Raw genomic sequence first — 26,889 nt, 5'->3', positions numbered from 1 at the left:
CTACTCATCTCATCTGAATGTCTTCAAAGGATTTCCTTAATAATAAAGAAATCTGCTAACCTCATGAATGAATTACTCTGCAAGTATAAAAAAAGGTAAGGAATGTTAACAATTGACTTAACAGGAAAAATAGCATTCATAGCAGGAATTGGGGATGACCAGGGCTATGGTTGGGGAATCGCTAAAATACTAGCGGAAGCAGGAGCTACGATTCTTACAGGAACTTGGGTGCCTATCTATAAAATCTTCTCTCAATCATGGGATTTGGGGAAATTTGATGAGTCTAGGAAGCTTTCTAATGGTAATCTCCTAGAAATTAAGAAAGTCTACCCTATGGATGCGAGTTTCGACTCTCCTGCAGATATTCCTCAAGAAATTGCAGAGAATAAACGCTACAAAGGCATTTCAGGATACACAGTGTCTGAGGTTGTTTCTCAAGTGGTTAAGGATTTCGGTCATATTGATATATTAGTACATTCTTTAGCTAACAGTCCTGAGATTTCTAAGCCTCTATTAGAAACCTCAAGGAAAGGTTACCTATCTGCTTTAAGTACCTCCAGCTACTCTCTGGTGAGTTTGCTTTCTCACTTCGGTCCTTTTATGCCGAGTGGTAGTAGTTGTATTTCTCTAACTTATTTAGCTTCTTCACGTGCAGTCCCCGGGTATGGAGGAGGAATGAACGCCGCTAAAGCTGCTTTAGAAAGTGATACAAAAATGCTTGCTTGGGAAGCAGGAAGAAAATGGAAAGTTCGTGTAAATACAATTTCTGCAGGGCCTCTTGCTAGTCGAGCAGGAAAAGCGATTGGTTTTATAGAAAAGATGGTGGATTACTATTTAGATTGGTCACCTATTCCTAATCCAATGACCACGGAGCAAGTAGGAGCCGCTACTGCATTTCTAGCTTCACCACTAGCCTCAGCAATTACAGGAGAGACTCTTTATGTGGATCACGGGGCAAATATTATGGGAATTGGCCCTGAAATGTTACCTAAAGGTTCTGCATCTTAGAGTACTGTCCCATACCAGCCTCCCATGCAGGAAGAATGCCTAAATCTCTTGCCGGGGAGGCAAGGAAATCAGCCAAGCCATGCATATGCTGCGGTGAGGTATTCATAACAATTTTAAAATCCCCGCGTTCGAGAAGATCAATATCGTTTACATCGTCTCCGGAAGCCATAATAAATGGCTTATTCCCGTTATAAAGCATATGGATAATCCGATCAACAGCATAACCCTTAGATACGGATTTCTCTGTCATAAATAGCAAAGCATAGTTAAAATCGAAGGGCCATCGCATCAAATTAATGTTTAATTTTGATGAAAGTTCTGAGGTTTCTTGCATCTTATGATACAATTCCTCAATATCTTCTTTTTTCCCAAAAATCTTTGCCACGGCAAATAAGTCGTAAGGATAGTCTCGAGAAATGTTTTTCATTTCAACTAGACGGGAACGCTCTTGAGAAGTAGGAAAATACACGGGATCTAAACAATCTAATAAATGCTTCCCACTTGAAGAAGCAAAGCGATAATATTGATCACCATGAATAACTCCTGATTCTATACAAAATACTACAGGACTACCCGCCACATATTCTTCTAAAACAGGTAGAATATCATGAGAAATACCTTGAAAATAGAGAAACTTTTCTTGTTCAGACAACCATACACAAACACCATTTTGGCACCCAAGTAAATAGGGAACCTGGAGATCTGACAACAACTGGTGTGCGTAAGAAAAATACCTACCTGTTAAAAAAAATAACTCCCACCCTGCTTGGTAAGCTTGAGTCAACGTATGAACTACTTGTAAAGGTAAGTGATGAGGTAAATGAGTAATTGTCCCATCAATATCTGTAACTAATAACTTTTTCATAAAAGCACACCCGCTCGTAGCATTTAAAATACCGTCATCCTACTTTCCTAAGACACTTAATCAGAGTATATCCTACAAAGATAAAACATCAGAAAAAGAAACAATTAACAAAACCTGAACAACTTAGTTTCTACATTTTCTTAAAGTCGAGAACTAGTGATTTAATTATATCATTGTTGCAGGAATAATAAAATTACAGTTTAATCTACCCTGGGCATTAGGTCACACATTGCTTATATAAATTATAAAATAGTCTCTAGAGTGATTTATTTTCTAGGTAGATGGTATTTACATATAGAGATACATAAGGTCTTCCACTATGATAACTGGTTTTTTTTCTCATCTCCTCTCTTTCTCTGAAGAACTCGCTCTTTCTGATTCTTCTCATGACTCTGTCTCTCTCCAAAGCATGTTCCCAGAAAATATGAAAGTAGAAATGCTAAAAATGTTAGGATCGCTTATCCTAGTTCTAACCTTATTTGGTATTGGTGTTTGGGCGTTTAAGAGATTTCTTAAGTCTAAAGGACAAAGCTTCGGGAATCATTCTACCATTAAAATCCTAGATAGACGATCTATCACCCCCAAAACTTGTATCTACCTTATTCGAGTCGTAAATAAAATTCTCATCATTGCTGAAGCCAACGATCATGTTACCTTATTATCAGAATTTCCCCCAGATACAGATATCAATGCGCTCCTAAAAAATAATGAACAAAAGAATTCCTTCTCTACTTCAGACATGTTGAGTAAAAGCATAAAAAAACTTCGAAGAGATCCACACTTAAACAAAGAATTATCCTCTTCTCTTATTAGCAAAGAGTGATAAATGTATTTTCCGAACATTGGGAGCAAATAACATGACAACTTGGTCTTTAAATCAAAATAATCTATCAAATTTTCTCAAACAAATTGGATTACAACCCCTGTTAGAAAGAGAAAGCCAACTTACTTATATTAATATCCAAGTAGAAGACCATGAACTTCCCCTATTTTTCGTTATTCGCAATAACGGGGAAATTCTTCAAATGATCTGTTATTTCCCTTACCAATTACATGATGAACAAAAAGGAACTACAGCACGTTTACTCCACTTATTAAATCGCGATTTAGATACCCCAGGATTCGGAATGGATGAAGAACAAGGTCTAATCTTCTATCGTATAGTCGTACCTTGTTTACAAGGACAAATCAATGAAACGTTGCTACATATATATATCGACACAATTAAATTAGTATGCGATAGTTTTTCAAATGCCATTGGTTTAATATCCTCAGGAAACATGAACCTTGATGAACTGAAAAAACAAGCAAAGAAAGAACAGAAGAATAATTAGGTGTAAATTACATTATGACAGCACTTATTTTTTATGACACCGAGACTACAGGAACTCAGATAGATAAAGATCGTGTTATAGAAATTGCTGCCTTCAATAACATAACGAAACAATCATTTGTTACATACGTAAATCCTGAAATCCCTATTCCTGAAGAAGCCTCAAAAATTCATGGAATCACAGATTCTACTGTAGCATCATCTCCTAAATTTCCCGAGGCATACGGACAATTTCGAGACTTTTGTGGAAATAATGCTATTCTTGTTGCTCATAATAACGATAGTTTTGACTTTCCCCTGTTGGAAAAAGAATGTCGCCGTCATTCCTTAGAAATCTTAGAACTACGTACTATAGATTCCTTAAAATGGGCGCAAAAATATCGTCCTGATTTACCAAAGCATAACTTACAATACTTAAGACAAGTCTATGGCTTTTCTGAGAACCAAGCACATCGTGCTTTGGATGATGTCATCACTTTATACAATGTATTTTCTGCTCTCATTGGTGATCTTTCTGTCGAACAAGTGTTTTCTCTGACACAAAATAACTGCAATCCCAAGGTGTTTAAAATGCCTTTTGGAAAGTACAAAGGAAAACCTCTTACTGAAGTCCCTGTATCTTATATTCAATGGTTAGAAAACCAAGGCAATTTAGATAAAGATATGCAATCAGCGATTCAATTAATGAAACAAATGTCCTCATGATACTTTCAGCAGCATTTTCTTCCTGTCCTAATGATATTTTCTTATTTCGTTCTTTTTTGGAGCATCATGCAGATGTTCCTCTACTTCATCAAATTACTATTACAGATATCTCTAGGTTAAATACGCTAGCCTTACAAAAACGATTCTCACTAATTAAAATTTCTGCAGCACTACTGCCTCATGCTTTTGAGCATTACAATCTTATGGAAGTTGGCAATATCATTAGCTACGGTGTGGGTCCCCTGCTTCTATCTTCATCCTCTACTAAACCGGTTACTATAATTGCTACTCCTGGAGTAACAACTACAGCACATTTACTATGTAAAATATTCTATCCCAAAGCGACTCTCTTCCCTATGAAATACCACACTATTATCCCCGCGATTGTAAGTGGAGATATAGAAGCCGGAGTCGTTATCCATGAGGAAAGATTCCACTATCCTTCACAATTATACCTTAGAGATGATCTTGGAACCTTATGGGAAAACGCTACAAATCTTCCCCTACCTTTAGGTTGCCTCGTTGTTGAGAAAAACTTACCTCAATCAACTGTAGACATACTGACATCGGCTCTTTACTCATCTTTATCTCTTTCTCTTCGAGAAACCAAGCAATCGATAAATACGGCTCTAAAGTATTCTAAAGATCATAATTCTGAAGTGATCCAAAAATTTATCGATACTTATGTAAACCAAGAAACCCTGAAATTATCTGAATTAGGTAAACATGCTATTCAAAAATTATCCGAATACGCAAGCTCCTTCTAACTACATCCGTCTACTTTTCATTTTTGCCGATATGTGTGAAGCTGAGGCAATTATTAATAAGTATCCCTTTCAGAAACAAAAGAATAATTTTTATACATGTTGGGACGCAAACCACTCTTGTCTCATGGATATATTACTTCTCCAACAATGGGGAAGACAAGGCGTTATTTCTTCTTTAAATACAGAACTACTTTCTAACTATCATGCCTGTCTTAATATAGGTTTTGCTGGGACATCTTCATTTCTCTTTCCTCTGCATAGCTGTTACTCTATTGATAGAGTTGCTGAGTTAAGTAGTGAGAATCCACAAACATTGTCTCATCAACCAGAACTCGAGCTGATTTCCTTATCATCTCTTCCACTAGCACATTTAGTGTCTTCGCCCACTCCTTATAGATATGGTATGCACGATTACTTTCAGCTTATTGATATGGAGGGCTACACAATTTCACAGCTATGCAAAAAACAAAACTTGCCCTGTATGATGATAAAAATTGTCTCTGATTATACGACTCCAGAAGGTGGTGAGTACATTAAAAACAATAAGCACGCTTTAGCAGAGACTCTCTATACAACATTGAAGGATTCCATGGATTCTATTAGATCTCTGGTAACTAGCATTCATCACTAATGTGAAGAAGAACTCACTAATTCTGAATCTTTAGAACAGGAGGCTTCAGGATCTTTAGTTCCAGATAACTCCCACATCTTTAGAAATGGTGGACATGCCACTAAGAGTTCTTCTTTCATTCCTTCTGCAATTTTTTTCCCCTTTTCTAAATAAATCACACGATCTACGTATTCTAGTGTAGATAACTTGTGGGCAATAATAATCTGAGTGCTCTGTCCTTTTAACTTACCAATAATTTCTTTAATGTAATTCTCACTGATCGCATCCAAAGAAGATGTTGCTTCATCTAAAATTAAAATCGAGGAATTCTTCAATAAAGCTCGTGCTATTGTTAATCGCTGCTGTTGTCCTCCAGAGAGATTTTTACCAGCTTCCTCTAATAAGCTATGGATCCCTTGCGGCATATCTTTCACAAATTCGTAAGCATAGGCCTGCTTTAGTGCATCAATCACATCCTCTTCGGGGATATCTTTTCCGCAGGTAAGATTGTTCCAAATAGTATCGTAAAATAAAAAGGGCTTTTGTAAAACGCAGCCTATATGATCTCTTAAAGAAGATTTATTATAATCTTTAATAGAAACACCATCGATAAGAATTTCTCCTTGAGAAACTTCATATAATCGAGGTAGTAGTTGCGTAATTGTTGTTTTCCCAGATCCTGTGGGGCCAACAATACCTATGGCTTCTCCTTTGTTTAGGGTGAAATTAATATCATCAAGAACTAGGTTTTTTCATCATAGGCAAAAGATACGTGCTGAAATTCAATACAACGTTGTAATCCACGAAACGTCTGCCCCTCATCTTCATAGTAAAGATCGGGGTGAGCAAGAACCTCATAAAAGCGTTCGGCAGCTGCGCATCCTTTCATGATATTCGTATTTTCATCACCAAATTTCTTTATGGGGTCATAAATAAGATATAGTAACCCGCAGAAAACAATGAGTTCTTCAGAAGGAAGGTGGAATTTATATAGACCGACAATAACTACAAAAGCAAAAAATAAAGAGGCTATCGTGTGCAACAATGGACGAGGTAATAAACCGTAGGCAGCACTCTTTTCTTCTAAAGAAGCTATTTGTGTATTTTGATCACAATATTTTTTAAAAGCAAAAGCCTCGGTACGAAATACTTTTACTGTAAGAACACCTGCTAGAAAATCCAAAAGTACTGAAGAAAACTTATCCTGATTTTTTTGGATTCTTTTCGCTAATGATTTGATTTTCCTTGCGATTATGACGATAGGAACAATGAACACAGGAAAAGCTACGCAGAGAAGTAGAGAAAACTTCCAGGATATCGATAAACAAACAATTAAAGCTAAGATAAGTGTAATCGGAGCCTGAATGTAATTCATCATTAGAGAATTGACTGCTAGTGCAATGGCCGAAGAATCTGTGATTACACGGCTACTTAAATTTCCCATGTCGTGGGCATGAAAGAACGTCATGGGAAGCCGCTGTAAGGCAGAAAAATAATCCTTACGCAAGTCACAGCTAACACGAATGGAGACCACTTGAGCTAAAAATCTCTGGAAAAATAATGTAACTGCTTTGAAAACAGCTACCAAAATCAAAAATAAGGCTAGTGATGAAAAACGAGATAAATCGATATATCGAGAAACTACTCGAGATAACTTTGCTGTTATTGAAGAAGACCCTTGGCTATAACGTGCAATATAAGCATTTGCTTGTGCTAAGGTTAACCGATCAGAATTAGGAGAAATTTCCGACCATCTCTCTAAAATCTGATTTTGGCTGAGTTCCTGTTCTTTCACAAGCCGATGATCTTTCTTATTAGAGAAAAGTAGAAAAGCATCGGGACCTGTTTTAGCGATCATGCCTAGAGAAAAAATCTCTGCTTGTGAAGAAATTGTGAGCCCAAGAATAGAGAGTAAAGAAAGCCCTAATACAACTAGGTGTTTTTTATACCTGAGGACCGCTTTCAGAAGAAGTTTCATAAAGACCTATAGTCCGAAATTTTTGATATCGTTTTTCTAATAAATTCTCTATGGACAGGTCTTTTAATCGCAACCATTCCTGAAGTATAAATCTCTGCACACTTTCATAGACTGCAGCGGGATCGTGATGTGCCCCTCCCACAGGTTCTTTGATAACCACATCGACTATAGAAAACTGCTTAAGATCTTCACCATGCATTTTTAACATAGCAGCGGCCTCACTATTTTTCTTAGGATCTTTCCAAAGAATTGATGCGCAGCCTTCCGGAGAAATTACAGAATAATAGGAATGCTCTAACATTGCAATGACATCGCCAATAGCCATGCCCAAAGCTCCTCCTGAACATCCTTCTCCAATAATAAGAACAATAATTGGGGTTTTGAGCCTAGATAATTCAAAGAGATTATTAGCGATTGCCCAACCCTGGCCACGTTCTTCGGCCGTCAATCCAGGAAATGCTCCAGGAGTGTCTACTAGAAAAACAATAGGCAGGTGAAACTTCTCCGCCATTTTTGATAAACGCAAAGCTTTACGAAACCCTTCCGGATAGAGCATTCCAAAGTTCCTATGAACACGAGAAGCTGTATCACATCCCTTCTCCTGTCCAATAAGCATAAACTTTTGGTTTTGTATTTTTGCTAATCCACCGACAACAGCGGGATCATCTCGAAAAGTTCTATCCCCTGCTAACTCCATAAACTCATCACATATACCCTCTATGTAATTAACCGAACGAGGACGTGAAGGATGACGACAAATCTGAACGCGCTCCCAAGGAGTTAAGTCGGAATAGATTTTCTCTTTTAATTTATCTAGACGCCTTTCCAATTTTTGTATCTCAGAAGAGGAAAGTAAAGAATTTTTTTTGTTCTTTTCCTTAAAGTCAGCAATCGTTTTCTCATACTCAACCACTTGTTTTTCGTGGGGAAGAAGCTCCATAATTACGTTTCTCCTCTTACAGAAAAGGACAATTTTAATACAAATAATTCTTAAAAAACAATTATAAGATCATTTTAATGAGGATTTTAAAAACAAACTTCTTTTAACTGCTCTTTTCGAAAACCAAAGATACGCACGCATCTTGATAGGGAATGTTAATTAAAAAATTACTTCCCCAAAAACTTCTTTCTCCTTGTAAAGAAAAAATTTCCATACGAAGACTAGAGGTCAAAATACGTAAAGAGTCGCGCTCACCATGAATGATCACATCATTTGCAGGCCCCTTATAAGAATCTAAAGAACTCGAACGTAACCGCGGTCCTTCTACTACCTGACAAATCTTTCCCTTACAAAAAATAGAAAAAGTCAAATTTCTAGAATCTTCCTCTTCTAGTAAAGATTTTACTTTACACTTCCTTCCAGAAATCCAAAAATTATGACGAACCCGTATTCCTAAATGAGCATCCTGCAAATAAGAAAACCCTGTAGACCTAAGATAAGGAAGAGAGGTTGAAGAAAGAAAAGAACACTCTATTTCTCCTTCATTTTCTACAAAAGAAAATTCTTTGACTGTCCCTGAAATTCCAAACCCCTGACAATCACTAATATCTCCATAACAAGGGCCATAATTGACTACACCTACATCTCCAAAATAATACGCCCCAATACCACTCTTACAACCTGATCCAGAAACAAATGCTGATGATGAACATGTCCTCTGCATCCAAAACCCCAGAGTCGGTTCAACAGAAGTGTATTCATTAATAATTTGTTGGTCTAATTGATAAAGAAAAGATTTACTTAAAGAGGTTTTCTCCCTTATGGGACTTGTAATTTCTTGGCTCCACAAAGCAGGGAAAACAGTTTCTTCGTGCATAAACATTGCCTGATGAAAGGAACCCATCATCTCAGCAAGTTTTAAACTCTGATCATAAAATCTAGAAATTTGCAAAAGCAAAAGTCCTAACTCAGCATGTTCTCCAGGATAAGGCAACCCCCTCCAAGGGAATCCTCCGTAACAAAACAAACGCACAGCTCCAGAGAGCTCCTGCTGCAACTTTAGGAAATCTAAACCTAAATCTTGGCCTTCCTCTAAAGCCATCAATAGATAAATCGCCCGAGCAATATCATGAACTTTTAGAAGCGGATGGTAGCGAAAAAATTTAAAGACGAAATCCCGAAGCTCTTTATTCTGACAAGCATAAATAAGCTCTTTCACCTGCGCATCAAAACTCAGATGGGGGAATACCTCGATACATTCTTGTAATCTTAGTTGTAATCCCATCGTTATGCACAATTTTACTTAGAATATAGATTGTGTCCAGACAATAATAATAACAAACTTTAGAGTCAAGCCTCTAAGTTAGCTTAAAAACTTGACCCAAGGATTAAATAAAAAGGCACATAATTTAAGAATTCTTAGAAGGAGTTTCAATCAGGCGTTTCATCCGTTTTCCTGGAGTAAATTTTACAGCACGTCTTGCAGGAATATGAATGGGGACAGCAGCATTTTTAGGATTACGACCTACTTTAGGTTTCCTCTCTACCACTTGTAGAACACCAAAGTCCCTAAATTCCAATCTATCACCTTTGACTAGGGCATCTGTCATCTTATCCAAAAAATTCTGGATTACAGTGCGCACATGATTCGGATGAATCTTATGGTCCTGAGATATTGTACTAATCAGTTTTTTCTTAGTCATGGTAGCCATATTAGCCATTGCCTCCTAATTAAAGTGCCCTAAAATAAACTAGTTGAATAGCCCTAAATAATAAACTTTTGAAGTATAAGCGTATCATATCCATTCATCCTTTGGATTCAAGATATTTTTTAAAATACACAGATGTTCTACCTTAAGTTAAAGCAATTTTAAGGGGCAAAAACTATACGAACTACAAAAATATTAAAAATTTTTTAAGTGAATTATGTTCTAAAGGAATGGCAATTACGTGACTTCTTTGGTTCGAATTGCTAAAGTACTAAGATCTGTGTCCTCGTAGCTCAGTAGGATAGAGCGGTTGCCTCCTAAGCAACAGGCCGTGCGTTCGAATCGCATCGAGGACGTTGTTATAGTTTCTAATCCTAGCCAGCTCTAACAGAATTTTTCTTGTTTTTCACATTCATTGAATTCATCTTTTGAAAATCTGGACCCGTGAGAAACGTATGAATTCCCTCAGCAATGCCTTTAGCAAGATGCATACGATAACGAGCATCTAAAAGAGCAGCTCGTTCTCTAGAATTTGATAAAAATCCCGTTTCAACCAGTACCGCTGGCATTAAGGTCTCCCGAATAACAGCAAAGTTTCCCTCTTTCACTCCCCGACTTTTCAATGCTCCATGCTTTTGCATGGCATTCAAAAGGTGTTTGGCTAAAGCTTCAGAAGAACGCGCTCGCTCTGCAGTTGTATACTTCCCATTATAAAAATAGATCTCGGTGCCAAAAGCTGATGAATTAGATGAATAATTACAGTGAATACTAACAAAAATATCCGCCTTACCTTGATTAGCTAAAGCAGCTCTTTTACTTAAGTCCACATATACATCAGAAGTACGTGTAAGAACAGGTTTATATCCCATGCGCTTAAGATAACTCTGAACAGCAAATGCTAATGATAAAGTAAGTGACTTCTCCTCATAATGGGACTCTTTACTTGCTGTTCCCTGATCCTTACCACCATGTCCTGGATCAATAAAAATCACTTCATTACGACGAACACGTTGAAGCGGAACGCTCTCATTACCTTCTCCATAACTTCTTCCTAATATGCAGAATATAAGTAAACCATAGACCTTATGCCAACGATAGAACTTCACGTACAACTTCCCTATCATCAAAGGCAATAGTTTGATGCTTAAAGACTTGGTATGTCTCATGCCCTTTACCCGCAACTAACACTATATCTCTATCTGAGGCAATGGACAAAGCATATGTAATTGCCTGTTTTCTGTCGATTTTGACAGAAAAATTTCTTTTTACAAAACCCGAACAAATATCCTCAATAATCGCCTCTGGGGACTCGCTACGAGGATTATCTGAAGTCACAACAGAAAAACCATACACTTCCGCTACTTGTGCCATGATCTTCCTTTTGCTACGATCCCTATCGCCTCCACAACCAAAAACAATAATCAATTTCCCTTGCTCGGGAAGAATTCCATGTAATGTTTTACACACATTGTCCAAAGCATCTGGAGTGTGCGCATAGTCAACATATACAGGACAAGGAGTATTCACAACAGGCTCTAAGCGTCCTCGAGGGGGAGAAACACAAGATAACAGTCTCAGGCAATGTTGAAAATCACAATCCAGCCATTGATGGATAACTGCTAATGCTGCAAGTGCATTATAAACATTATAGTCTCCTATTAAAGGCAAAACACAGGGAAAACTTTCTCCACAATACACTACATCACACTGTGTCCCAAAAGGAGAACAACGTAAATTACGTGCCTGATAATCCGAAGGAGTATTTATGGAATAAGTTACAGGACGTGCTCTTGTTGACTCCAGAAATCGCAACTTATAAGGACTATCTGCATTAACAACAGCTAATCCATGTGAAGGTAACAAAGAAAATAATTGTAATTTCGCTTCTATATAATTCTCAAACGAACCATGGAAATCCAAATGATCTAGGGTGATGTTAGTGAATACCCCAACATCAAAATCTATAGAAGCTAAACGCTGCTGAACCAACCCTATCGACGATGTTTCTATCACAGCTACAGAAAGACTATTTTTCACCATTTCTGCTAAATATTTCTGTAATAAACATGACTCAGGCGTAGTGAACCCATCTTGAACAAAATGATTACCTAAATCATGTGCAATAGTTCCTATTAATCCTGAATGATAATTATAAGAATCAAACAAAAACTTAATTAAATGGGATACTGTAGTCTTCCCATTAGTTCCTGTAATACCAACGACTACTAACTTTTTTGAAGGATTGGCATAATATTTCGCCGATATCTCCGCTTCTAATAAAGGAAGATCTGAAGATACCACTTGAACTACAGGAATAAAAGGATTGTATAATGAAGACAGAATGGCTATAGCCCCATTTTGCACAGCAAGGAGAGAAAAAGCATTCCCATCATGTTTCATTCCTCGACAAGCTATAAAAATATCCCCAACACCCACATGACGCGAATCCTTAGTAATATTTCTAACCTCTACAGAAGAAACTTTCCCATACACTTTCGCATTTATATTTTTTAAAAGCTGTTTTAAATCCATTTTCTCAAGATTCCGAAAACGCGACCTCTATTGTAGAACTAATAAACGCAGGAGTTCTATCTACTTTTCTCACACAATGCACTATGAATTCTAAGTTCTATCTACCTGATCACAATCTATCTCATAAACGAGTATAAAAGAAAAAACTTGTCCCTAAGTTAACAGCTTAATGAGATTTCATTCTAACTTCATAAATCAGATACGACGTAGTTTATATACTTTCTATAAAAAAAATGAAAATCACCTGACTTCATATTTTATTTTTTTAAGCTCAACTGCCTTTAGATCCTCTACCTATTTCCCTGAACGATTCCATTCTTCATATAAAGATTTCATCGCAAACACCTCCTTAGTATAATCGTATGTCTTTTTATCCTCTTTAACCCCAAGATAAGGTAAAACACGATCAGCAACACGTGCAAATACAGGAGCTGCACACCGACCTCCCATATAATTTTTTGTTCCATCTTCCCTTACACCATGATCAGGATCATCAATAGAAATCAACATCACCAAAGGAACACAAGATTCTTGAGGATATATAGGAGTAATACCAATAAATGAAGAAATATGACGCCGTTTATCATACTTGCCTTGAATCAACTTCTCTGTTGTTCCTGTTTTGCCTGCACTAGAGTAATCTTTAGGAGAAGCTCGAAATCCAGTGCCTCCAGGGTACGTTGTGAAACGCATAGCTCTTAACACCTGATCTACGATTTCTTGAGAAAGCAACCGATCTCCTTTTTCATGATTCCTTAACACATATTCCTCTCCAGAAGAAGCTACGATTTTTTTAATTAAGGTTGGATGCACATCATATCCTCCATTAGCAAGAATAGCATAAGCTCTCACCATCTGCATTCCTGTAACAAGAAGATTATATCCCATAGCTAGAGAGTACGGAGTAGATAACGACCACTCTGGAATACCATGAATATGAAAACGCTTAGGAGAAGGAACTAAACCCGAAGCTTCCCCTGGCAATTCAATACCTGTTTTTTTACCAAAACCTAGGACTGATAACTTTTCTTCATACCACAGGTTTCCCAAATTTTGAACAATGCGATCCGCAAGCTGAGCAACATAAACATTGGAAGACTTTTGAATCGCCATATACATATTCAAACGACGATTTAGAGATACATCTTTCAAAGGAAATTGCTTCCTTCCAGGAAATACTGTGCGCGTAACATCAATAGGATCGTTAGGATCAAAAAGAGATTTCCCTGTTCTTCTTTCCATTTCTTCATTAGCGAGCAGGGCTATAGCTACAGTAATGGGTTTCATAATTGAACCCGGTTCAAACACATCACTAACTGAAGTGACTTTGGTATACTCTATCTTTTTCTTATCATTAAAAAAATCTTTGTAGTCCGAAGGATTAAAAAAAGGATATTGCGCAAGAGCTAGAATCTCCCCTGTATGGGAGTTCATTAAAATTAGACGGCCTCCTTGTGCACGAGCTTCCTTAACTCCCTTTTCTAACTCTTCCTCTGCAATAGTTTGTATGCACGGATTCACGGTAAGATAGACATCCGCACCGTCTTGAGGAATCTTTGTAATTTTATCCACATCTAAACGATTCAAAGGTGAACGCAACAGCTTACGCTCTCCAGGTTCCCCTTCTAAAATATGATTGAAATAAGCTTCCAATCCTCCTGTAGGAAATGCTTTTCCTGTTTTTTCATCTTTAATATCTCTTAGAGTATGAAGTACTTGACCTAATAGTTTACCAAAAGGATAAGAACGCTGGTAATCAGAAATAAAAAATAATGCATTAGAAGGTAATTTATGCTTTGCAGCATACTTCTTCCACCAATGGAGAACACGATCACGTTCAACATGATCTAACCAAAGAACTAATTTACGATGACGAGATTTTTTATCAAATTCCCTCCGTATTTGTTCATAGTTATTCTCACCAACCAAGGTAAATATTTTCTTTGCTATATCATCTCGATGACACTCAGGAATAGCAACAGCATCTAAACATAAATGAAATTTAGTAATATCCACAGCTAAAGGCTGGAACCGTTCTTGCTCACCTTTACATACATTTATCTGGGAAAAAAACGTTCCTCGACGAAAAGGATCTTTGACACGGAATTCATGTTGACCAAGAGCTTCAATTGCCCAGTGCTCTCCTTCACAAATTTGGATTTTATAATAACGTAGGATAAGAAGAGAGTAAAAAAGTAATACCCCACAAGTAATCATAGTTAAATATTTACGATGATTCATAAATCAAAATGCAATCTTTCTCTTCATTGGGGTAATGTAGATATTGATATTCAGGTAAGCGCGCAATATCCATTAAGTGTTCAGGACTCTCTATCTTATCAATAAGAAAACCCAAAGCTACATTTTCTTGTTCTTTTTGGCGTAATTTGGACCATAAACAAGGAATTTCCAACTGAAGTTTTGTTAAATCATTTTGTTTATTTACGTAAAAATAAAGTAAACTCCCAAAAAAACAAAAACATATAACTAATCGTAAGAAACGGTACTTATTCATAAGACAGCTTTTTCAAAGCAACGTAATTTTGCTGAGCGTGCTCTAGGATTTTTATAGATTTCCTCGTAAGTTGGTGTAACTACTTTCTTAGTAAGAATCTTACCTAATCCTTGATCCTGTGCTTGCCTAAAGAACCACTTCACAGGGCGATCTTCAGAACTACAAAAAGAAATGATTAAAAGACGACCTCGAGGAGCTAGCCAACGGATAGCAGACTCTAATAATACTTTCAATTGCACATCCTCTTGATTTACATACACACGCAATGCCTGAAATACTAAAGTTAAAGGATGTATCTTCCTACGAAAACGATAAGAAGGAAGAGCCTTACTTGCCGCTTCTTTTAAATCATTTACTGTGAGAATCTTTCTATGCCTACGAAAATGTACAATGGATTTGGCTACTTTTTTCCAATGGGGTTCTTCTCCATATTCACGGAATATTCTTCCCAGAGTCTCTTCGTCTAAAGTATTCAGTATTTCGCTTGCCGTCCTGCCTTGGGAAGTATCCATCCGCATATCTAAAACATGATCATCACCTTGAAAACTAAACCCCCGAGATAATGTATCTAGTTGTACAGAGGAAACACCTAAATCAGCAAGTATCCCATCATATAAATTATCTCTACTAGAATCTTGGGAAAGATCTTGAAAAGAAGCATGAGAAATACGCACACGTTCTCCAAATTCCTTCAAGCGCTCTCGAGCCAAAGGCAAAACAGAAAGATCCCTATCTGAAGCATCATATAAATGAATTGAAGAATAAGAAGAGAGAAATGCCTCAGCATGACCTCCACAACCTAGAGTTACGTCACAAAACATTTTTGGATATTGATCAGAGAAAAAAGACAAACACTCTTGAAGTAAAACAGGAATATGAAGAGAAGCACCAGACATTGCAACTAAGATCTTATAAAAATTTATCATAAAGATAAACATATATTATGAGAAAGAATGGAGAAAGTATTCTCTAATATTTGTTTCTGAAAATTCCTAGAATAACGAAGATTATTGACTTTTTCCCTCACCCCACTATGATTTAGAAGTAGGGTTTCAAGGTCTGCTTATGGTAGAAATTTTTAATTACAGTGCATCTGTTTACGAAAAACACGCTTCCAACAACAAGGCAGTAAGTGATTTCCGCAAGGAAGTTCACATGGAAGGTGTAGCAATTCGTGATGTTGCAAAGCACGCCCAAATTTTAGATATGACACCTAAGCCCTCAGCTTTGTCATCTCTAATGCAAACAAATCAAAAAACACATTGGGCCTTCTTTTCCCCTCCGGAGAATTTTTATAAACAACGTTTTTCTACTCCCTACCTAGCTCCTTCATTAGGATCCCCCGATCAACAAGATCATGATATAGAAAAAATTTCTTCTTATCTAAAAGTTCTTACTCGTGGAAAATTTTCTTATCAAAGTCGTGTCACTCCTTTCCTCGCATATGGTGATCAAAAAGAAGATCATGAAGATCGTAAAGATCACGAAACAGAAGATCTCGAAGAAGATGTTTTAGTCCAAGAAGGAAAAATTTTACTTAAAGCCATTGACTTAGGGTTAAAATCTTCTAATATCATGATCGACTACGTAATTTCTCGTATTTTTCAATTTGTTCAAGGCTGAGCCATGTTAGATAATGAGTGGAAGGCTATTTTAGGATGGGGAGATGAAGAACTGGAAGAGTTACGCATTTCAGGATACTCATTCCTCCGTCAAGGACATTATAAAAAAGCTATTCTTTTTTTTGAAGCACTTGTCATTTTAGATCCTCTTAGTATTTATGACTTTCAAACTCTCGGAGGATTATATTTACAGGTAGGAAAAAATGCTGAAGCTCTAGCTGTTTTAGATCACGCCTTGCGAATGCAAGGAGACCATCTACCTACGCTACTAAACAAAACAAAAGCACTTTTTTGTTTAGGTCGTATTGAAGAAGCTTCAGCTATTGCTGTTTATCTTACTTCATGTGACCAGCCTCTGATTGCTAATGATGCAGAAGCTCTGCTAATGAGTTACGCAAATAGAACCATTAAAAAAATCGCAACCATTTCTAAATAATTCTCCTATGGATGTATTGCTTTCATTTTGAGGTTTCTAGACGGTTTTTTTTAGAAAAACTATTGATTGCTTATCAATACCAATGGTACATTGGCAATTTCTTCCATAACAAGTAGGGATTACCTGCCTTGAATAAATTCTCAGTATATGAAAGAGAGCAGCATGTTAACCTGTAGCGAATGTAATACTTGGGAACAGTTTATCAATTACGTAAAGACACGTTGCTCAAAAACGGCATTTGAAAACTGGATATCTCCTATTCAAGTCATAGAAGAAACCCAAGAAAAAATTCGTTTGGAAGTTCCCAATATCTTTGTTCAAAATTACCTTCTCGATAACTATAAAAAAGATCTGTGTTCTTTTGTTCCTCTAAACGCCCAGGGTGAACCTGCTTTAGAATTTGTCATTGCAGAAATAAAAAAGACTCCCCCACCTCCTGCCAGAGAATCACAAACACTTTCCTTAGAAAATCTTGAAGAACCTAAAGATTTTGAACTCAAACTTAATGCTCTTTATCGCTTTGACAATTTTATAGAAGGTCCATCAAACCAATTTGTCAAATCTGCTGCTATGGGAATTGCAAATCATCCTGGACGTTCATATAATCCTTTATTCATTCATGGTGGCGTTGGATTAGGTAAAACTCACTTACTTCATGCTGTAGGACATTATGTTCGAGAACACCATAAAAATCTCCGAGTACACTGCATTACTACAGAAGCCTTTATCAATGACCTTGTTCACCACTTAAGAGTAAAGTCTATTGATAAAATGAAAAATTTCTATCGTTCTTTAGATTTGCTTCTAGTTGACGATATTCAATTTTTGCAAAATAGACAAAATTTTGAAGAAGAATTTTGTAATACTTTTGAAACTTTAATTAATTTAAATAAGCAGATTGTTATTACTAGTGATAAGCCACCCAGCCAATTGAAATTATCCGAGCGTATTATAGCAAGAATGGAGTGGGGTTTGGTTGCACATGTTGGCATTCCTGATTTGGAAACACGAGTTGCTATTTTACAACATAAAGCAGAACAAAAAAGCCTACATATCCCTAATGAAATTGCTTTTTACATTGCTGATCATATTTACGGAAACGTTCGACAATTAGAAGGAGCAATTAATAAGCTCACTGCTTATTGTCGTTTATTTGGAAAATCTCTTACAGAAAATGTTATCCGTGACACCTTAAAGGAACTTTTCCGTTCTCCAGAAAAACAAAAAGTTTCCATAGAAAGCATATTCAAAAGTGTTGCTACAGTCTTTCAAGTCAAATTGCAAGACCTTAAAGGTAATTCACGTGCAAAAGAACTTGTTTTAGCACGTCAAGTTGCTATGTATCTAGCAAAAACGCTAATTACTGATTCTTTAGTTGCTATTGGTTCTGCTTTTGGAAAAACACACTCCACAGTACTCTATGCATGCAAAACAATAGAGGAAAAAATTAAAAAAGATGAAATTTTAATGCGACAAATTAATTTATGTAAAAACCATATTGTTGGCTAATCTAGGAGAATTCCCATGTTTCGTAGAAGTGGAAAAAGCCCTTTTGAAGATGTGCAAACACTATATGAAGAAGATACACCTTCCCATGCCAACTATTCCTATTCACGAACAGAACGTTTAGATTCCCCACCTAATCTTTTTGATACTCCAAAATCCGTAGAAACGCGACCTCTATCTTCTTACCCCGTAAATGAAGAACCCCAAAAATGGTCAGCTCCATCAGAAATAGACTCCCATTTTCTCATGTCGGAAGAACCAGAAACTACTCTAGGAGAAGGAGTGACCTTCAAGGGAGAGTTAGCTTTTGAACGCTTATTACGTATTGATGGAACTTTTGAAGGAATTTTAGTTTCTCAAGGAAAAATCATTATTGGACCCAAAGGCTATGTAAAAGCAGATATCCAACTTCAAGATGCTATTATTGAAGGTATTGTTGAAGGCAATATTTCCGTTACCGGAAAAGTCGAATTGCGTGGAGAAGCAATAGTTAAAGGAGATATCCAAGCAACTACTCTGTGTGTTGATGAAGGTGTGCGTCTTCTAGGTCATGTATCTATTTCAGGTCTTCCTGAGGATCTACAAAAAGACTAATAAGAATAACAGATTGTGAGACACATCTCTCTATTAAGTTTTGCCATTTACGTGATAAGGGATAGGAAGATAGAATACAGATAGGCCCTCTTTTTATATCTTTTGTTGAATTAACTAATAAGTGTTGTTCTAAAAAAATCCCTCGATAAGGGATCCCTGTTTCTTTATGTAATTGCTTAGCAAATTCTTTAGGTATCTTTGAAATGATATAAATAATCTGCATGGGAACAACTTGCTGCCACGCCCACTGTCTCCTTATTCCTTGTGTGAAAAATGCTATAGCAGCAATTTTCCCCCCACAGGCTTGAGAATATAAAGAAAGAGCTTCTGATGACGGAGAATATAAATGAAAAGACCTCCGTGAAAATGAAGGAAGGCATTGCTTACAGGTAGAAATATCGTCAAGTCCTAGAAAAGAAAAACAGTGGGGACATCTCCCCGAACATTTATGAATTTTCAATATTTCCAAACAACGCGAACATAATATTTCTCCAGGGAAGCGACAGCCATAACATAACACAGGAAAGAATAAACGAAAAAAAAATACAAAAAACTTCCGAATCACAAAAAATGTATTCCTAAAATTTCAATTAATTTGTTACTCTCCTAAACGTGTAGAAGCCTTGATTCCCTATCCCAAATAAAATGCTTAAGCGATTTGTTCTTTCGATCTGGAAAATTTGTCAAAAAGACAAACTTCGTCGTTTTACTCCAATTGCAGACGCTATTGATACATTTTGTTACGAACCTATTCATGTCCCCTCGTCTCCTCCCTTTATTCGGGATGCTGTAGATATTAAACGCTGGATGACACTCGTAGTTATCTCTTTATTCCCAGTAATATTCTTCGCAATCTGGAATGCAGGAACACAATCTCTTATCTACAGCTCGGGAAATGCCCAGCTTATGGAAACATTCTTACATGTCTCCGGATTTCGTAGCTACCTCGCATTTGTTTGTCATGATATCGGTATATTTTCTATTCTTTGGGCAGGATGTAAAATCTTTCTCCCTTTACTCATCATTAGTTACTCCGTAGGAGGAGCTTGTGAAGTCCTCTTTGCAGTAATAAGAAAACATAAGATAGCTGAAGGTCTCTTAGTCACAGGAATCCTCTACCCACTTACATTACCTCCAACAATTCCCTATTGGATGGCTGCTTTAGGTATTGCCTTCGGCGTCGTTGTTAGTAAAGAACTGTTCGGAGGAACAGGAATGAATATCTTCAATCCTGCGCTATCTGCACGTGCTTTTCTATTCTTCACCTTTCCAGCAAAAATGAGCGGTGATGTATGGGTTGGAAGTAACCCAATAAAAATTAAAGAAAGCCTGATGGCTATGAATACAGGGAAATCTGTAATTGATGGCTTTTCTCAATCTACATGTTTGCAAACACTAAACTCTACTCCACCTACTGTCAAAAGAATACATGTTGATGCTATAGCATCAAATATTTTACAACTCACACATGTTCCCTCTGAGCAAGCATTACAAACACAATTCTCCTTATGGACACAATCTCATCCGGGTTTAGTATTAAATAAGTTAACTCTAACGCAATTACAAGAGTTTGTCACGGCTCCTGTGAGTGAAGGGGGACTAGGTCTTCTTCCCACACAATTTGATTCTGCTTATTCTATTACTGACGTGATCTATGGATTGGGAAAATTCTCTTCAGGAAACCTATTTTGGGGAAATATCCTAGGTTCCCTAGGAGAGACATCTACCTTTGCTTGCTTATTAGGAGCAGCTTTTTTGATAATTACAGGTATCGCTTCATGGAGAACAATGCTCTCCTTTGGTATTGGAGCTTTTCTTACCGCCTGGCTATTTAAAATCTTCAGTATTCTTATCATAGGAAAACATGGGGCTTGGGCACCTGCTCGCTTTTTCATTCCAGCCTATCGTCATATGTTCCTGGGAGGTTTAGCCTTCGGCCTTGTGTTCATGGCAACAGATCCTGTATCCTCCCCCACCATGAAACTAGCAAAATGGTTATATGGATTCTTCATTGGATTTATGACAATAATTATCCGATTAATTAATCCTGCTTATCCTGAAGGAGTCATGTTAGCCATTCTTCTTGGCAATGCCTTCGCTCCCTTGTTTGATTACTTTGCTGTCAGAAAGTACCGACAGAGGAGAGTCTAATACGTATGTTCTCCGAAAAGATTAAAAACTATTTAAATCAAACCTGGTACATTGTCTCCTTTATTTTATTATTAAGTTTTTTTTCAGCTGCTTTCCTTTCTACTGTTTACTATATTCTTGCTCCATTTCAAGAACGTGCTGCAACCTTTGATCGTAATAAACAAATGTTAACAGCAGCTCACATCATCGACTACTCTGGAAGATTTCAAATTTACGAAAAAGGTCATTGGGAATACGCAATTTATGATAAGCAATCCCACTTACTTAAAGCTGTAGATACTCTTCCTCCCGTAGTCACGAGTTCTATCTTAGATGCCTTTTCTAAAAATTTTATCCGCCCTTTGCTCACTGATAAGAAAGGACAAATGTTCTCTCTAGAAGAAAAAAATATTACACTATCAGAATTTCTAAATGGACAAGAGCAAAGCAATTCCCCTCAACAGCCATTATTACTTTTTTATGTTGTTCTATCAAATACTGAACAAGCTCGCACCATGACAACGGAGGAAATTATTAAAAATCCTCTCGTTATTCAATCAATTATTCTCCCAATCTCTGGATTTGGTTTATGGGGACCGATGTATGGTTATCTAGGATTAGAAAATGATGGGAATACTGTATTGGGAACTGCATGGTATCAGCAAGGAGAAACTCCGGGCCTAGGAGCAAATATTACCAATCCCCAATGGCAAAAGCAATTTTATGGAAAGAAAGTTTTCCTGCAATCTTCAACAGGAAATGTAGATCTTGCAGCAGCCCCTTTAGGATTAGAAGTTGTTAAAGGATCAGCAGAAACTTTATATGGGACGTCTCCAAAAGTCTTATCTACGATTGATGGTATTTCGGGAGCAACGCTAACATGCAATGGAGTAACTGAAGCTTATACACAATCCCTGGCTCCCTATCGCAATTTATTATTATATTTTGCAAAGCTTCATACACAAAGAGATCCTCATGACAAGTAAATCTTATAAAAGTTATTTTATCGATCCCCTGTGGAATAATAATCAACCTCTCGTTGCTATTTTGGGAATTTGCTCTTCTCTTGCTGTTACAACAACAGTAAGCACTGCCGTAACTATGGGACTTGCCGTAAGCTTCGTTACAGGGTGTTCTTCTTTTTTTGTCTCTTTATTAAGGAAAGTGACTCCCGATAGTGTACGTATGATCACTCAGCTAATCATTATCAGCTTGTTCGTCATCGTCATAGACCAATTTCTTATGGCTTTTTTATTTAACATTTCAAAAATGCTTTCTGTATTTGTCGGATTAATTATTACTAATTGTATCGTTATGGGTAGAGCAGAAAGTCTAGCTAGAAATGTTCCTCCCATTCCTGCATTCTTAGATGGCATCGCCTCAGGATTAGGATACGGTTGGGTGCTGATTTTAGTAAGTATCATCCGAGAGTTCTTTGGATTTGGGACTTTATGTGGTATACACATAATCCCCAAATGTTTTTATGCATCAGAAATACATCCTGATCGTTATGAGAATTTGGGTTTAATGGTTCTCGCTCCCTCAGCCTTTTTTCTTTTAGGTACGATGATTTGGATAATAAATATTCTGCGATCTAAAAAAGTGAAGAAGTAAGTATGTGGTTAGGCGAATATACGTGGCTCAATGTTTTAGGAATCTTTCTACAAGCAACTTTCATTCAGAATATCCTCCTTTCAAATTTCCTAGGAATGTGTAGCTATCTAGCTTGCTCTGGAAGAGTATCAACAGCAAGCGGATTAGGAATGTCTGTAGCACTGGTCCTCACCATCACTGGAAGTATCAATTGGCTAGTCCACACATTCATAACTAAGCCTAAAGCCCTCGTCTGGATATCTCCAGAATTAGCAAACGTAAATTTAAGTTTTCTCGAATTTATTGTTTTTATTGTGGTAATTGCAGCTTTTACCCAAATTCTAGAACTCTTCTTAGAAAAAGTTTCCAGAAACCTCTATCTTTCCTTAGGAATCTTTCTACCTTTAATTGCCGTAAACTGTGCTATACTAGGAGGTGTTCTTTTTGGTATCACTCGTGACTATCCCTTTATTCCTATGATGATTTTTTCTTTGGGATCGGGATGCGGATGGTGGTTAGCTATCGTACTATTTGCAACTATAAAAGAAAAATTCGCCTACTGCAATATTCCTACAAATTTACAAGGGACGGGAATTTCATTTATCACCACAGGCCTTATGGCTATGGCATTCATGAGTCTGACAGGAATTGATATTGCTAAACCAGCAAACACTACTCCTCCTGCCGTAGTGGAAGAAATAGCTCAAATAGAAGAAACTCCTGTAAGTACAGTAACTTCTCTCTCTGTGAAAAGAAGCCGTTTTCCCCGCCCCAAGGCAAAAATCACTAAAAAAGAAAAATCCACGGGAAGATGATCTCCCTGCTTATGATACTCTACCTTCCGATGTATTTAGGTATAGTCTAGAGGAAGATTGGTGTGTAAGCACACCTTGTACAACAAAAATTGCCATATAAGTAAGAATACAACATGCTAAAAAGACTGCCGTATATAATGCTAGGGGCGTAACCATTGGAGTTTGAATAGTAAAGATAATCATTACTAACAGTGCTAAAGCAGCCATAAATATTGATAAAACTTTAGAAAAAATTCTTATCCCCGCAGATCTTTCTACATTATTGCTTAATTCATGTAACAATGATGCCGTATTTTCATATTGTGAAGAAGGTTTTTGAAATCTACGAATATGAATTAGCATAAGTACCCTCTGATTATTTACACAAAATTTCTACTATCAAATAATAATTTCTCATAACGATGAAGAAAATAATATTGAACACAAGAACAAACTAAAGCTACTAAAGTTATCGAGGCACTCACTATACGTATTACAAGTTGAGTAGAAATCAAAGGAACAACAAACAACCCATAAGCTACAAGAACAATCACTGCTAAACTTAATAACGTAATCACAAGAGACAGTATTTTTAAACACCTAGATAACGTAACTTGAGTACTTTCTACTTTTACTTGGGGAGAAAAACAGTTACCTACGGATAAAGACATAGCTAAACAGGTGTTCTTTCTTTTTGGATGGATATTTTACTACTTAAGAAAATAAAAACAAATACTTAATAAGTCACCAACACATTAAATTAAATAAAAATTATAAAAAATTAATCCTTAGCTAATAAATTTTCAGTATTTAGAGGTCGTCCTAAATCAACAACAACAAACCAGCCTAAATCTTCAGGGGAAGTATTCAAAAGCTTAATATCCTCCATAAGACCCTGGTTCACCTCGATAATTTTCCCAGAAACTGGGCTCAATACTTCAACAGCAGACTTAGAAGATTCTAAAACAACTAGAACCTCTCCTTCCTTACAGACATTCCCTAGTACCGGAAGATCAATATGAAGAATCTCCCCTAAATTACTACACATTCTCTTAGTGACACCTAAACGAACAATGCTCTCGTGAATTGGTAAAATCCATACATGATAACTAGAATACCACATTTATCTCACTCCTTGATCAATAAAATGTTCTATATAACCACTAAGAACTTCATCATTTAAATGTCCTTTAGCTAAAAATAATTTATCCACACATGCAGGATCTTTACAAATTTCATGGGATAGACATTTATAGAAAAAGGGGCCTTCTCCAGAATGAAATTCCACTTGAGACAGAGAACCTTCTTCCATAGCAGAAAGAACCGCATAGGATTGAGGAAGATCTTGGTCTCCTCGAGTAAAGATTTTTATTGATTTATCCAAGTGCCAAGGTAAAGTCCCTGCTTGATACACTCCCTGGCGTTGCTCTTCTATTAAATCCCAAAGACGTCGTTGCCATAATTCTTCGCCCTCAATCCCAGGATAACGAGCTTTTAAAGCAGAAATAACTCTATCCATGTGTAGAGGATCTTTGTGTGAGGCAATTAAAGTTTTTGCTAATCCCTTACGCAAAACTTCACGATAAGGAATGATTTCTTCATCACCAAAACATGTATCTACAATAAATGTGTAATAATGTTCCCCATCTTGGGTGTAGGCCTCAAGCACTTCATTATCAATAAGTAGACTGGACAGCTCTTTGCCATCAAGAATTCCTTCAAGCACACTGTCTTTCCCTGAAGATAAAAACACCTCATTACTTTTACTTGTACTCTGAGATAGCCACTTCTTAATTTTTTCAGGATGAGAACGCAAGATCTCTTTACGAGAAAAAGAATGAATCTTTTCCACAAGAGAGGACTTTAAGCTCTGAAAATCTTTACTTGACGAGCATGTTTCAGTTTCAGGGAATTCCTGGAGAAGGATTTGAAAATTATCAGGATTTTGTTGCCATTGATGAACTTCTACCATAGGTACTTTAGTCTCTAAATCCCGAAGACAAATCATTTTATAACTCAGTAGGAATCTTCTTCCAACAAGTTGAGGTTCTTTAGATTTGATTTTTGTTATTGGCAAAACAAATCGAGGGACATCAAGACAATCACGAGTACGTTCACCAACTAACCGAAGATAGATTTCAAAAGCTTCTAAGTCCTCAAGTGTTTTGAAATGATATTCCCGAGGCAGTTTGACAATCTCAACTGAAGTAGAATCTCTCCCCATAGAGAAAAATTCCTGTAAGGGATGATAGTCAAATGTTACGCTACCCTCTAACTGCAAAAAGGCCCTCTTACAAAGAAGAATCTCCCTATATATTTTAAAAAATTCCGAAGAACTCACGCCAATAAAATTAAAATAATCATTGATAAATTGATCAAAAGTAAGATGCATATCTGTATGCTTACTTAATTTCACAAAAGCTTGTTTAGCTTTATCATAAAAATCTTGTTGAGCCTCCTTTATCGATGGCATATGCATATGATTCTTTTGTTCATTTACAAAGCGTAATAATGCTTCTACTGCTTTGGATATGTAGGCATCCCCAAACCAATCACTGAGATTCCTGTAGCCAAATAAACGGAGGTCTTTTCCATTAAGAAGAGCTCCATCGTGAGGCAAATTAAACATCTTCCTGCGATATTCAAGCATTTGCTTTAAAATGTAATGAGGAAATTTCTTCTCTTCTAGAAAAAGACGTACACGCGCAGCAAATCCCGATGGAGATACGGGGTTCTCTATTTGTTGAAAATTCATTAAAGCTTCATATAAATGAGGAGCTGATGATTTCCATACTTCTTCAGCAGAAATAAAAGGAGTATCGAAACGACGATAAGCTTGATAGCATTTCTCCTTACTAAAAGCAGGAAATTCTTGAGAATAGACTTTTAAAAATAGTTTCTCTCCTAGTTTATTAGTCAAAAACTTCTCAGTTAGCAGACCTTCATTTAAAAAATTCCATTCTTGAGGATTTCCTGTAAAAGGGTACGCTTCATTGATAAAAAATTTCTTAAAAGCAGAAAACTCTCTTTTGGAGTACTTTCTTCCCTTTATAGAAAATACTGTTTTCTTTTGTTGTCTTTGACTTGCTGATTCTCCTGGATAGCGCCCCCAACCTATTCCTATCCCAGATACACATACTACAACGATCACCAAACCAATAAATTTTTTCTGATGCTTATAGAAAAATGCTAGCAAAGCTACCCTCAGAGATGTAAACAATAAAAACTCAGTGTAAACGATTGATTAGAAAA

The 26,889-nt window shown here is 36.7% G+C and carries 28 protein-coding genes, 1 tRNA gene and 1 pseudogene; 15 read left to right on the top strand and 15 right to left on the bottom strand.

What is annotated here, in order from left to right:
* Window positions 1-102 precede the first annotated feature (102 nt).
* Window positions 103-1,008, top strand: a complete 906-nt coding sequence (locus RT28_RS00920) for an enoyl-[acyl-carrier-protein] reductase (protein ID WP_038500200.1) — start codon at window positions 103-105, stop codon at window positions 1,006-1,008.
* Here RT28_RS00920 and RT28_RS00915 read toward each other — a convergent pair.
* Complete coding sequence (locus RT28_RS00915; RefSeq protein WP_020356079.1) at window positions 989-1,873, bottom strand: HAD-IIB family hydrolase; 885 nt, start codon at window positions 1,871-1,873, stop codon at window positions 989-991. The two genes, RT28_RS00920 and RT28_RS00915, sit on opposite strands and share 20 nt — an antisense overlap.
* A 319-nt stretch (window positions 1,874-2,192) precedes the next feature.
* Here RT28_RS00915 and RT28_RS00910 point away from each other — a divergent pair, with 319 nt between their 5' ends.
* The 5 genes from RT28_RS00910 to RT28_RS00890 are packed head-to-tail and all read left to right on the top strand — an operon-like array spanning window position 2,193 to window position 5,309.
* Window positions 2,193-2,696, top strand: coding sequence for a FliO/MopB family protein (locus RT28_RS00910; protein ID WP_020356078.1), 504 nt, complete (start codon window positions 2,193-2,195; stop codon window positions 2,694-2,696).
* Between the two features lie 34 nt (window positions 2,697-2,730).
* Window positions 2,731-3,207, top strand: a complete 477-nt coding sequence (locus RT28_RS00905) for a YbjN domain-containing protein (RefSeq protein ID WP_020356077.1) — start codon at window positions 2,731-2,733, stop codon at window positions 3,205-3,207.
* Between the two features lie 14 nt (window positions 3,208-3,221).
* On the top strand, window positions 3,222-3,911 hold the full coding sequence (locus tag RT28_RS00900; protein WP_020356076.1) for a putative quorum-sensing-regulated virulence factor: 690 nt from the start codon (window positions 3,222-3,224) through the stop codon (window positions 3,909-3,911).
* Window positions 3,908-4,678, top strand: coding sequence for an MqnA/MqnD/SBP family protein (locus RT28_RS00895; protein WP_020356075.1), 771 nt, complete (start codon window positions 3,908-3,910; stop codon window positions 4,676-4,678). The genes RT28_RS00900 and RT28_RS00895 overlap by 4 nt, the downstream gene beginning before the upstream one ends.
* Complete coding sequence (locus tag RT28_RS00890; protein ID WP_174362028.1) at window positions 4,638-5,309, top strand: nucleoside phosphorylase-I family protein; 672 nt, start codon at window positions 4,638-4,640, stop codon at window positions 5,307-5,309. The genes RT28_RS00895 and RT28_RS00890 overlap by 41 nt, the downstream gene beginning before the upstream one ends.
* Here the strand turns inward: RT28_RS00890 and RT28_RS00885 are convergent.
* The 4 genes and pseudogenes from RT28_RS00885 to RT28_RS00870 form a co-directional block, all read right to left on the bottom strand.
* Window positions 5,306-7,266, bottom strand: a pseudogene (locus RT28_RS00885) (ABC transporter ATP-binding protein). The gene RT28_RS00890 and the pseudogene RT28_RS00885 overlap by 4 nt on opposite strands.
* Entirely contained in the window at window positions 7,232-8,206 is a 975-nt protein-coding gene (locus RT28_RS00880) for an acetyl-CoA carboxylase carboxyltransferase subunit alpha (protein WP_020356072.1), read from the bottom strand. The pseudogene RT28_RS00885 and the gene RT28_RS00880 overlap by 35 nt, the downstream one beginning before the upstream one ends.
* A gap of 103 nt (window positions 8,207-8,309) precedes the next feature.
* Entirely contained in the window at window positions 8,310-9,491 is a 1,182-nt protein-coding gene (locus tag RT28_RS00875) for a hypothetical protein (RefSeq protein ID WP_020356071.1), read from the bottom strand.
* Between the two features lie 124 nt (window positions 9,492-9,615).
* A complete protein-coding gene (locus tag RT28_RS00870) occupies window positions 9,616-9,918 on the bottom strand; it encodes an HU family DNA-binding protein (RefSeq protein WP_020356070.1) in 303 nt (100 codons plus the stop codon).
* A 279-nt stretch (window positions 9,919-10,197) separates the two neighbouring features.
* Between RT28_RS00870 and RT28_RS00865 the strand changes: the two genes are divergently transcribed.
* Window positions 10,198-10,271: transfer RNA gene (locus tag RT28_RS00865), tRNA-Arg, on the top strand.
* 18 nt (window positions 10,272-10,289) lie between these two features.
* Here RT28_RS00865 and RT28_RS00860 read toward each other — a convergent pair.
* The 5 genes from RT28_RS00860 to rsmH form a co-directional block, all read right to left on the bottom strand.
* The gene (locus RT28_RS00860; RefSeq protein WP_051485697.1) at window positions 10,290-11,039 is read right to left on the bottom strand and encodes an N-acetylmuramoyl-L-alanine amidase family protein; all 750 of its coding nucleotides are present in this window, start codon (window positions 11,037-11,039) and stop codon (window positions 10,290-10,292) included.
* Complete coding sequence (locus RT28_RS00855; RefSeq protein ID WP_020359229.1) at window positions 10,999-12,447, bottom strand: UDP-N-acetylmuramoyl-L-alanyl-D-glutamate--2,6-diaminopimelate ligase; 1,449 nt, start codon at window positions 12,445-12,447, stop codon at window positions 10,999-11,001. The genes RT28_RS00860 and RT28_RS00855 overlap by 41 nt, the downstream gene beginning before the upstream one ends.
* Window positions 12,448-12,741: 294 nt before the next feature.
* Entirely contained in the window at window positions 12,742-14,688 is a 1,947-nt protein-coding gene (locus tag RT28_RS00850) for a peptidoglycan D,D-transpeptidase FtsI family protein (protein ID WP_038500198.1), read from the bottom strand.
* Window positions 14,675-14,962, bottom strand: a complete 288-nt coding sequence (locus RT28_RS00845; RefSeq protein ID WP_020359228.1) for a hypothetical protein — start codon at window positions 14,960-14,962, stop codon at window positions 14,675-14,677. The genes RT28_RS00850 and RT28_RS00845 overlap by 14 nt, the downstream gene beginning before the upstream one ends.
* A complete protein-coding gene (gene rsmH / locus RT28_RS00840; RefSeq protein WP_038501258.1) occupies window positions 14,959-15,858 on the bottom strand; it encodes a 16S rRNA (cytosine(1402)-N(4))-methyltransferase RsmH in 900 nt (299 codons plus the stop codon). Before rsmH ends, RT28_RS00845 begins: the two co-directional genes overlap by 4 nt.
* Before the next feature lie 169 nt (window positions 15,859-16,027).
* Between rsmH and RT28_RS00835 the strand changes: the two genes are divergently transcribed.
* The 4 genes from RT28_RS00835 (at window position 16,028) to RT28_RS00820 (ending at window position 19,120) form a co-directional block, all read left to right on the top strand.
* Window positions 16,028-16,585, top strand: coding sequence for a DUF5399 family protein (locus RT28_RS00835; RefSeq protein ID WP_035392703.1), 558 nt, complete (start codon window positions 16,028-16,030; stop codon window positions 16,583-16,585).
* A 3-nt stretch (window positions 16,586-16,588) separates the two neighbouring features.
* On the top strand, window positions 16,589-17,020 hold the full coding sequence (locus RT28_RS00830; protein WP_020356063.1) for a tetratricopeptide repeat family protein: 432 nt from the start codon (window positions 16,589-16,591) through the stop codon (window positions 17,018-17,020).
* A 162-nt stretch (window positions 17,021-17,182) separates the two neighbouring features.
* Window positions 17,183-18,529 (top strand): chromosomal replication initiator protein DnaA, encoded by a 1,347-nt coding sequence (gene dnaA, locus RT28_RS00825; protein ID WP_020356062.1) that lies wholly within the window; start codon window positions 17,183-17,185, stop codon window positions 18,527-18,529.
* A 15-nt stretch (window positions 18,530-18,544) separates the two neighbouring features.
* A complete protein-coding gene (locus tag RT28_RS00820; protein ID WP_038500196.1) occupies window positions 18,545-19,120 on the top strand; it encodes a bactofilin family protein in 576 nt (191 codons plus the stop codon).
* Here RT28_RS00820 and RT28_RS00815 read toward each other — a convergent pair.
* Window positions 19,083-19,685: a hypothetical protein gene (locus RT28_RS00815; RefSeq protein ID WP_020356059.1), complete on the bottom strand. Its 603-nt coding sequence runs from the start codon at window positions 19,683-19,685 to the stop codon at window positions 19,083-19,085. The genes RT28_RS00820 and RT28_RS00815 overlap by 38 nt on opposite strands.
* A gap of 80 nt (window positions 19,686-19,765) precedes the next feature.
* Here RT28_RS00815 and RT28_RS00810 point away from each other — a divergent pair, with 80 nt between their 5' ends.
* The 4 genes from RT28_RS00810 to nqrE are packed head-to-tail and all read left to right on the top strand — an operon-like array spanning window position 19,766 to window position 23,658.
* Window positions 19,766-21,271: a Na(+)-transporting NADH-quinone reductase subunit B gene (locus RT28_RS00810; RefSeq protein ID WP_038500193.1), complete on the top strand. Its 1,506-nt coding sequence runs from the start codon at window positions 19,766-19,768 to the stop codon at window positions 21,269-21,271.
* Between the two features lie 5 nt (window positions 21,272-21,276).
* Window positions 21,277-22,236: an NADH:ubiquinone reductase (Na(+)-transporting) subunit C gene (gene nqrC / locus RT28_RS00805; RefSeq protein WP_038500190.1), complete on the top strand. Its 960-nt coding sequence runs from the start codon at window positions 21,277-21,279 to the stop codon at window positions 22,234-22,236.
* A complete protein-coding gene (gene nqrD / locus RT28_RS00800; protein WP_038500187.1) occupies window positions 22,226-22,864 on the top strand; it encodes an NADH:ubiquinone reductase (Na(+)-transporting) subunit D in 639 nt (212 codons plus the stop codon). The genes nqrC and nqrD overlap by 11 nt, the downstream gene beginning before the upstream one ends.
* A 2-nt stretch (window positions 22,865-22,866) precedes the next feature.
* Window positions 22,867-23,658 carry an NADH:ubiquinone reductase (Na(+)-transporting) subunit E gene (gene nqrE, locus RT28_RS00795; RefSeq protein WP_020356055.1) on the top strand — a complete coding sequence of 264 codons (792 nt, stop codon included), beginning with the start codon at window positions 22,867-22,869 and terminating at the stop codon, window positions 23,656-23,658.
* Between the two features lie 9 nt (window positions 23,659-23,667).
* On the opposite strand, the gene RT28_RS00790 is transcribed toward nqrE, so the two are convergent.
* From RT28_RS00790 to RT28_RS00775, 4 genes are all read right to left on the bottom strand, one after another.
* Complete coding sequence (locus tag RT28_RS00790; RefSeq protein WP_038500184.1) at window positions 23,668-24,000, bottom strand: hypothetical protein; 333 nt, start codon at window positions 23,998-24,000, stop codon at window positions 23,668-23,670.
* A 17-nt stretch (window positions 24,001-24,017) separates the two neighbouring features.
* Window positions 24,018-24,308, bottom strand: a complete 291-nt coding sequence (locus RT28_RS00785) for a hypothetical protein (protein ID WP_020356053.1) — start codon at window positions 24,306-24,308, stop codon at window positions 24,018-24,020.
* Between the two features lie 110 nt (window positions 24,309-24,418).
* A complete protein-coding gene (locus RT28_RS00780; protein WP_038500181.1) occupies window positions 24,419-24,760 on the bottom strand; it encodes a glycine cleavage protein H-like protein in 342 nt (113 codons plus the stop codon).
* The gene (locus RT28_RS00775; RefSeq protein WP_020356051.1) at window positions 24,761-26,833 is read right to left on the bottom strand and encodes a hypothetical protein; all 2,073 of its coding nucleotides are present in this window, start codon (window positions 26,831-26,833) and stop codon (window positions 24,761-24,763) included.
* Window positions 26,834-26,889: the final 56 nt, after the last annotated feature.

This window comes from Chlamydia avium 10DC88, from assembly GCF_000583875.1.
Classification (GTDB): Bacteria; Chlamydiota; Chlamydiia; order Chlamydiales; family Chlamydiaceae; genus Chlamydia; species Chlamydia avium.
This window is presented reverse-complemented; position numbering and strand designations above follow the sequence as displayed.

Bases quoted from the DNA above. Each gene is read 5' to 3' on its own strand.
- RT28_RS00920 (WP_038500200.1), top strand. From the start codon at position 103: ATGTTAACAATTGACTTAACAGGAAAAATAGCATTCATAGCAGGAATT.
- RT28_RS00915 (WP_020356079.1), bottom strand. From the start codon at position 1,873: ATGAAAAAGTTATTAGTTACAGATATTGATGGGACAATTACTCATTTA.
- RT28_RS00910 (WP_020356078.1), top strand. From the start codon at position 2,193: ATGATAACTGGTTTTTTTTCTCATCTCCTCTCTTTCTCTGAAGAACTC.
- RT28_RS00905 (WP_020356077.1), top strand. From the start codon at position 2,731: ATGACAACTTGGTCTTTAAATCAAAATAATCTATCAAATTTTCTCAAA.
- RT28_RS00900 (WP_020356076.1), top strand. From the start codon at position 3,222: ATGACAGCACTTATTTTTTATGACACCGAGACTACAGGAACTCAGATA.
- RT28_RS00895 (WP_020356075.1), top strand. From the start codon at position 3,908: ATGATACTTTCAGCAGCATTTTCTTCCTGTCCTAATGATATTTTCTTA.
- RT28_RS00890 (WP_174362028.1), top strand. From the start codon at position 4,638: ATGCTATTCAAAAATTATCCGAATACGCAAGCTCCTTCTAACTACATC.
- RT28_RS00880 (WP_020356072.1), bottom strand. From the start codon at position 8,206: ATGGAGCTTCTTCCCCACGAAAAACAAGTGGTTGAGTATGAGAAAACG.
- RT28_RS00875 (WP_020356071.1), bottom strand. From the start codon at position 9,491: ATGGGATTACAACTAAGATTACAAGAATGTATCGAGGTATTCCCCCAT.
- RT28_RS00870 (WP_020356070.1), bottom strand. From the start codon at position 9,918: ATGGCTACCATGACTAAGAAAAAACTGATTAGTACAATATCTCAGGAC.
- RT28_RS00860 (WP_051485697.1), bottom strand. From the start codon at position 11,039: ATGATAGGGAAGTTGTACGTGAAGTTCTATCGTTGGCATAAGGTCTAT.
- RT28_RS00855 (WP_020359229.1), bottom strand. From the start codon at position 12,447: ATGGATTTAAAACAGCTTTTAAAAAATATAAATGCGAAAGTGTATGGG.
- RT28_RS00850 (WP_038500198.1), bottom strand. From the start codon at position 14,688: ATGAATCATCGTAAATATTTAACTATGATTACTTGTGGGGTATTACTT.
- RT28_RS00845 (WP_020359228.1), bottom strand. From the start codon at position 14,962: ATGAATAAGTACCGTTTCTTACGATTAGTTATATGTTTTTGTTTTTTT.
- rsmH (WP_038501258.1), bottom strand. From the start codon at position 15,858: ATGTCTGGTGCTTCTCTTCATATTCCTGTTTTACTTCAAGAGTGTTTG.
- RT28_RS00835 (WP_035392703.1), top strand. From the start codon at position 16,028: ATGGTAGAAATTTTTAATTACAGTGCATCTGTTTACGAAAAACACGCT.
- RT28_RS00830 (WP_020356063.1), top strand. From the start codon at position 16,589: ATGTTAGATAATGAGTGGAAGGCTATTTTAGGATGGGGAGATGAAGAA.
- dnaA (WP_020356062.1), top strand. From the start codon at position 17,183: ATGTTAACCTGTAGCGAATGTAATACTTGGGAACAGTTTATCAATTAC.
- RT28_RS00820 (WP_038500196.1), top strand. From the start codon at position 18,545: ATGTTTCGTAGAAGTGGAAAAAGCCCTTTTGAAGATGTGCAAACACTA.
- RT28_RS00810 (WP_038500193.1), top strand. From the start codon at position 19,766: ATGCTTAAGCGATTTGTTCTTTCGATCTGGAAAATTTGTCAAAAAGAC.
- nqrC (WP_038500190.1), top strand. From the start codon at position 21,277: ATGTTCTCCGAAAAGATTAAAAACTATTTAAATCAAACCTGGTACATT.
- nqrD (WP_038500187.1), top strand. From the start codon at position 22,226: ATGACAAGTAAATCTTATAAAAGTTATTTTATCGATCCCCTGTGGAAT.
- nqrE (WP_020356055.1), top strand. From the start codon at position 22,867: ATGTGGTTAGGCGAATATACGTGGCTCAATGTTTTAGGAATCTTTCTA.
- RT28_RS00790 (WP_038500184.1), bottom strand. From the start codon at position 24,000: ATGCTAATTCATATTCGTAGATTTCAAAAACCTTCTTCACAATATGAA.
- RT28_RS00785 (WP_020356053.1), bottom strand. From the start codon at position 24,308: ATGTCTTTATCCGTAGGTAACTGTTTTTCTCCCCAAGTAAAAGTAGAA.
- RT28_RS00780 (WP_038500181.1), bottom strand. From the start codon at position 24,760: ATGTGGTATTCTAGTTATCATGTATGGATTTTACCAATTCACGAGAGC.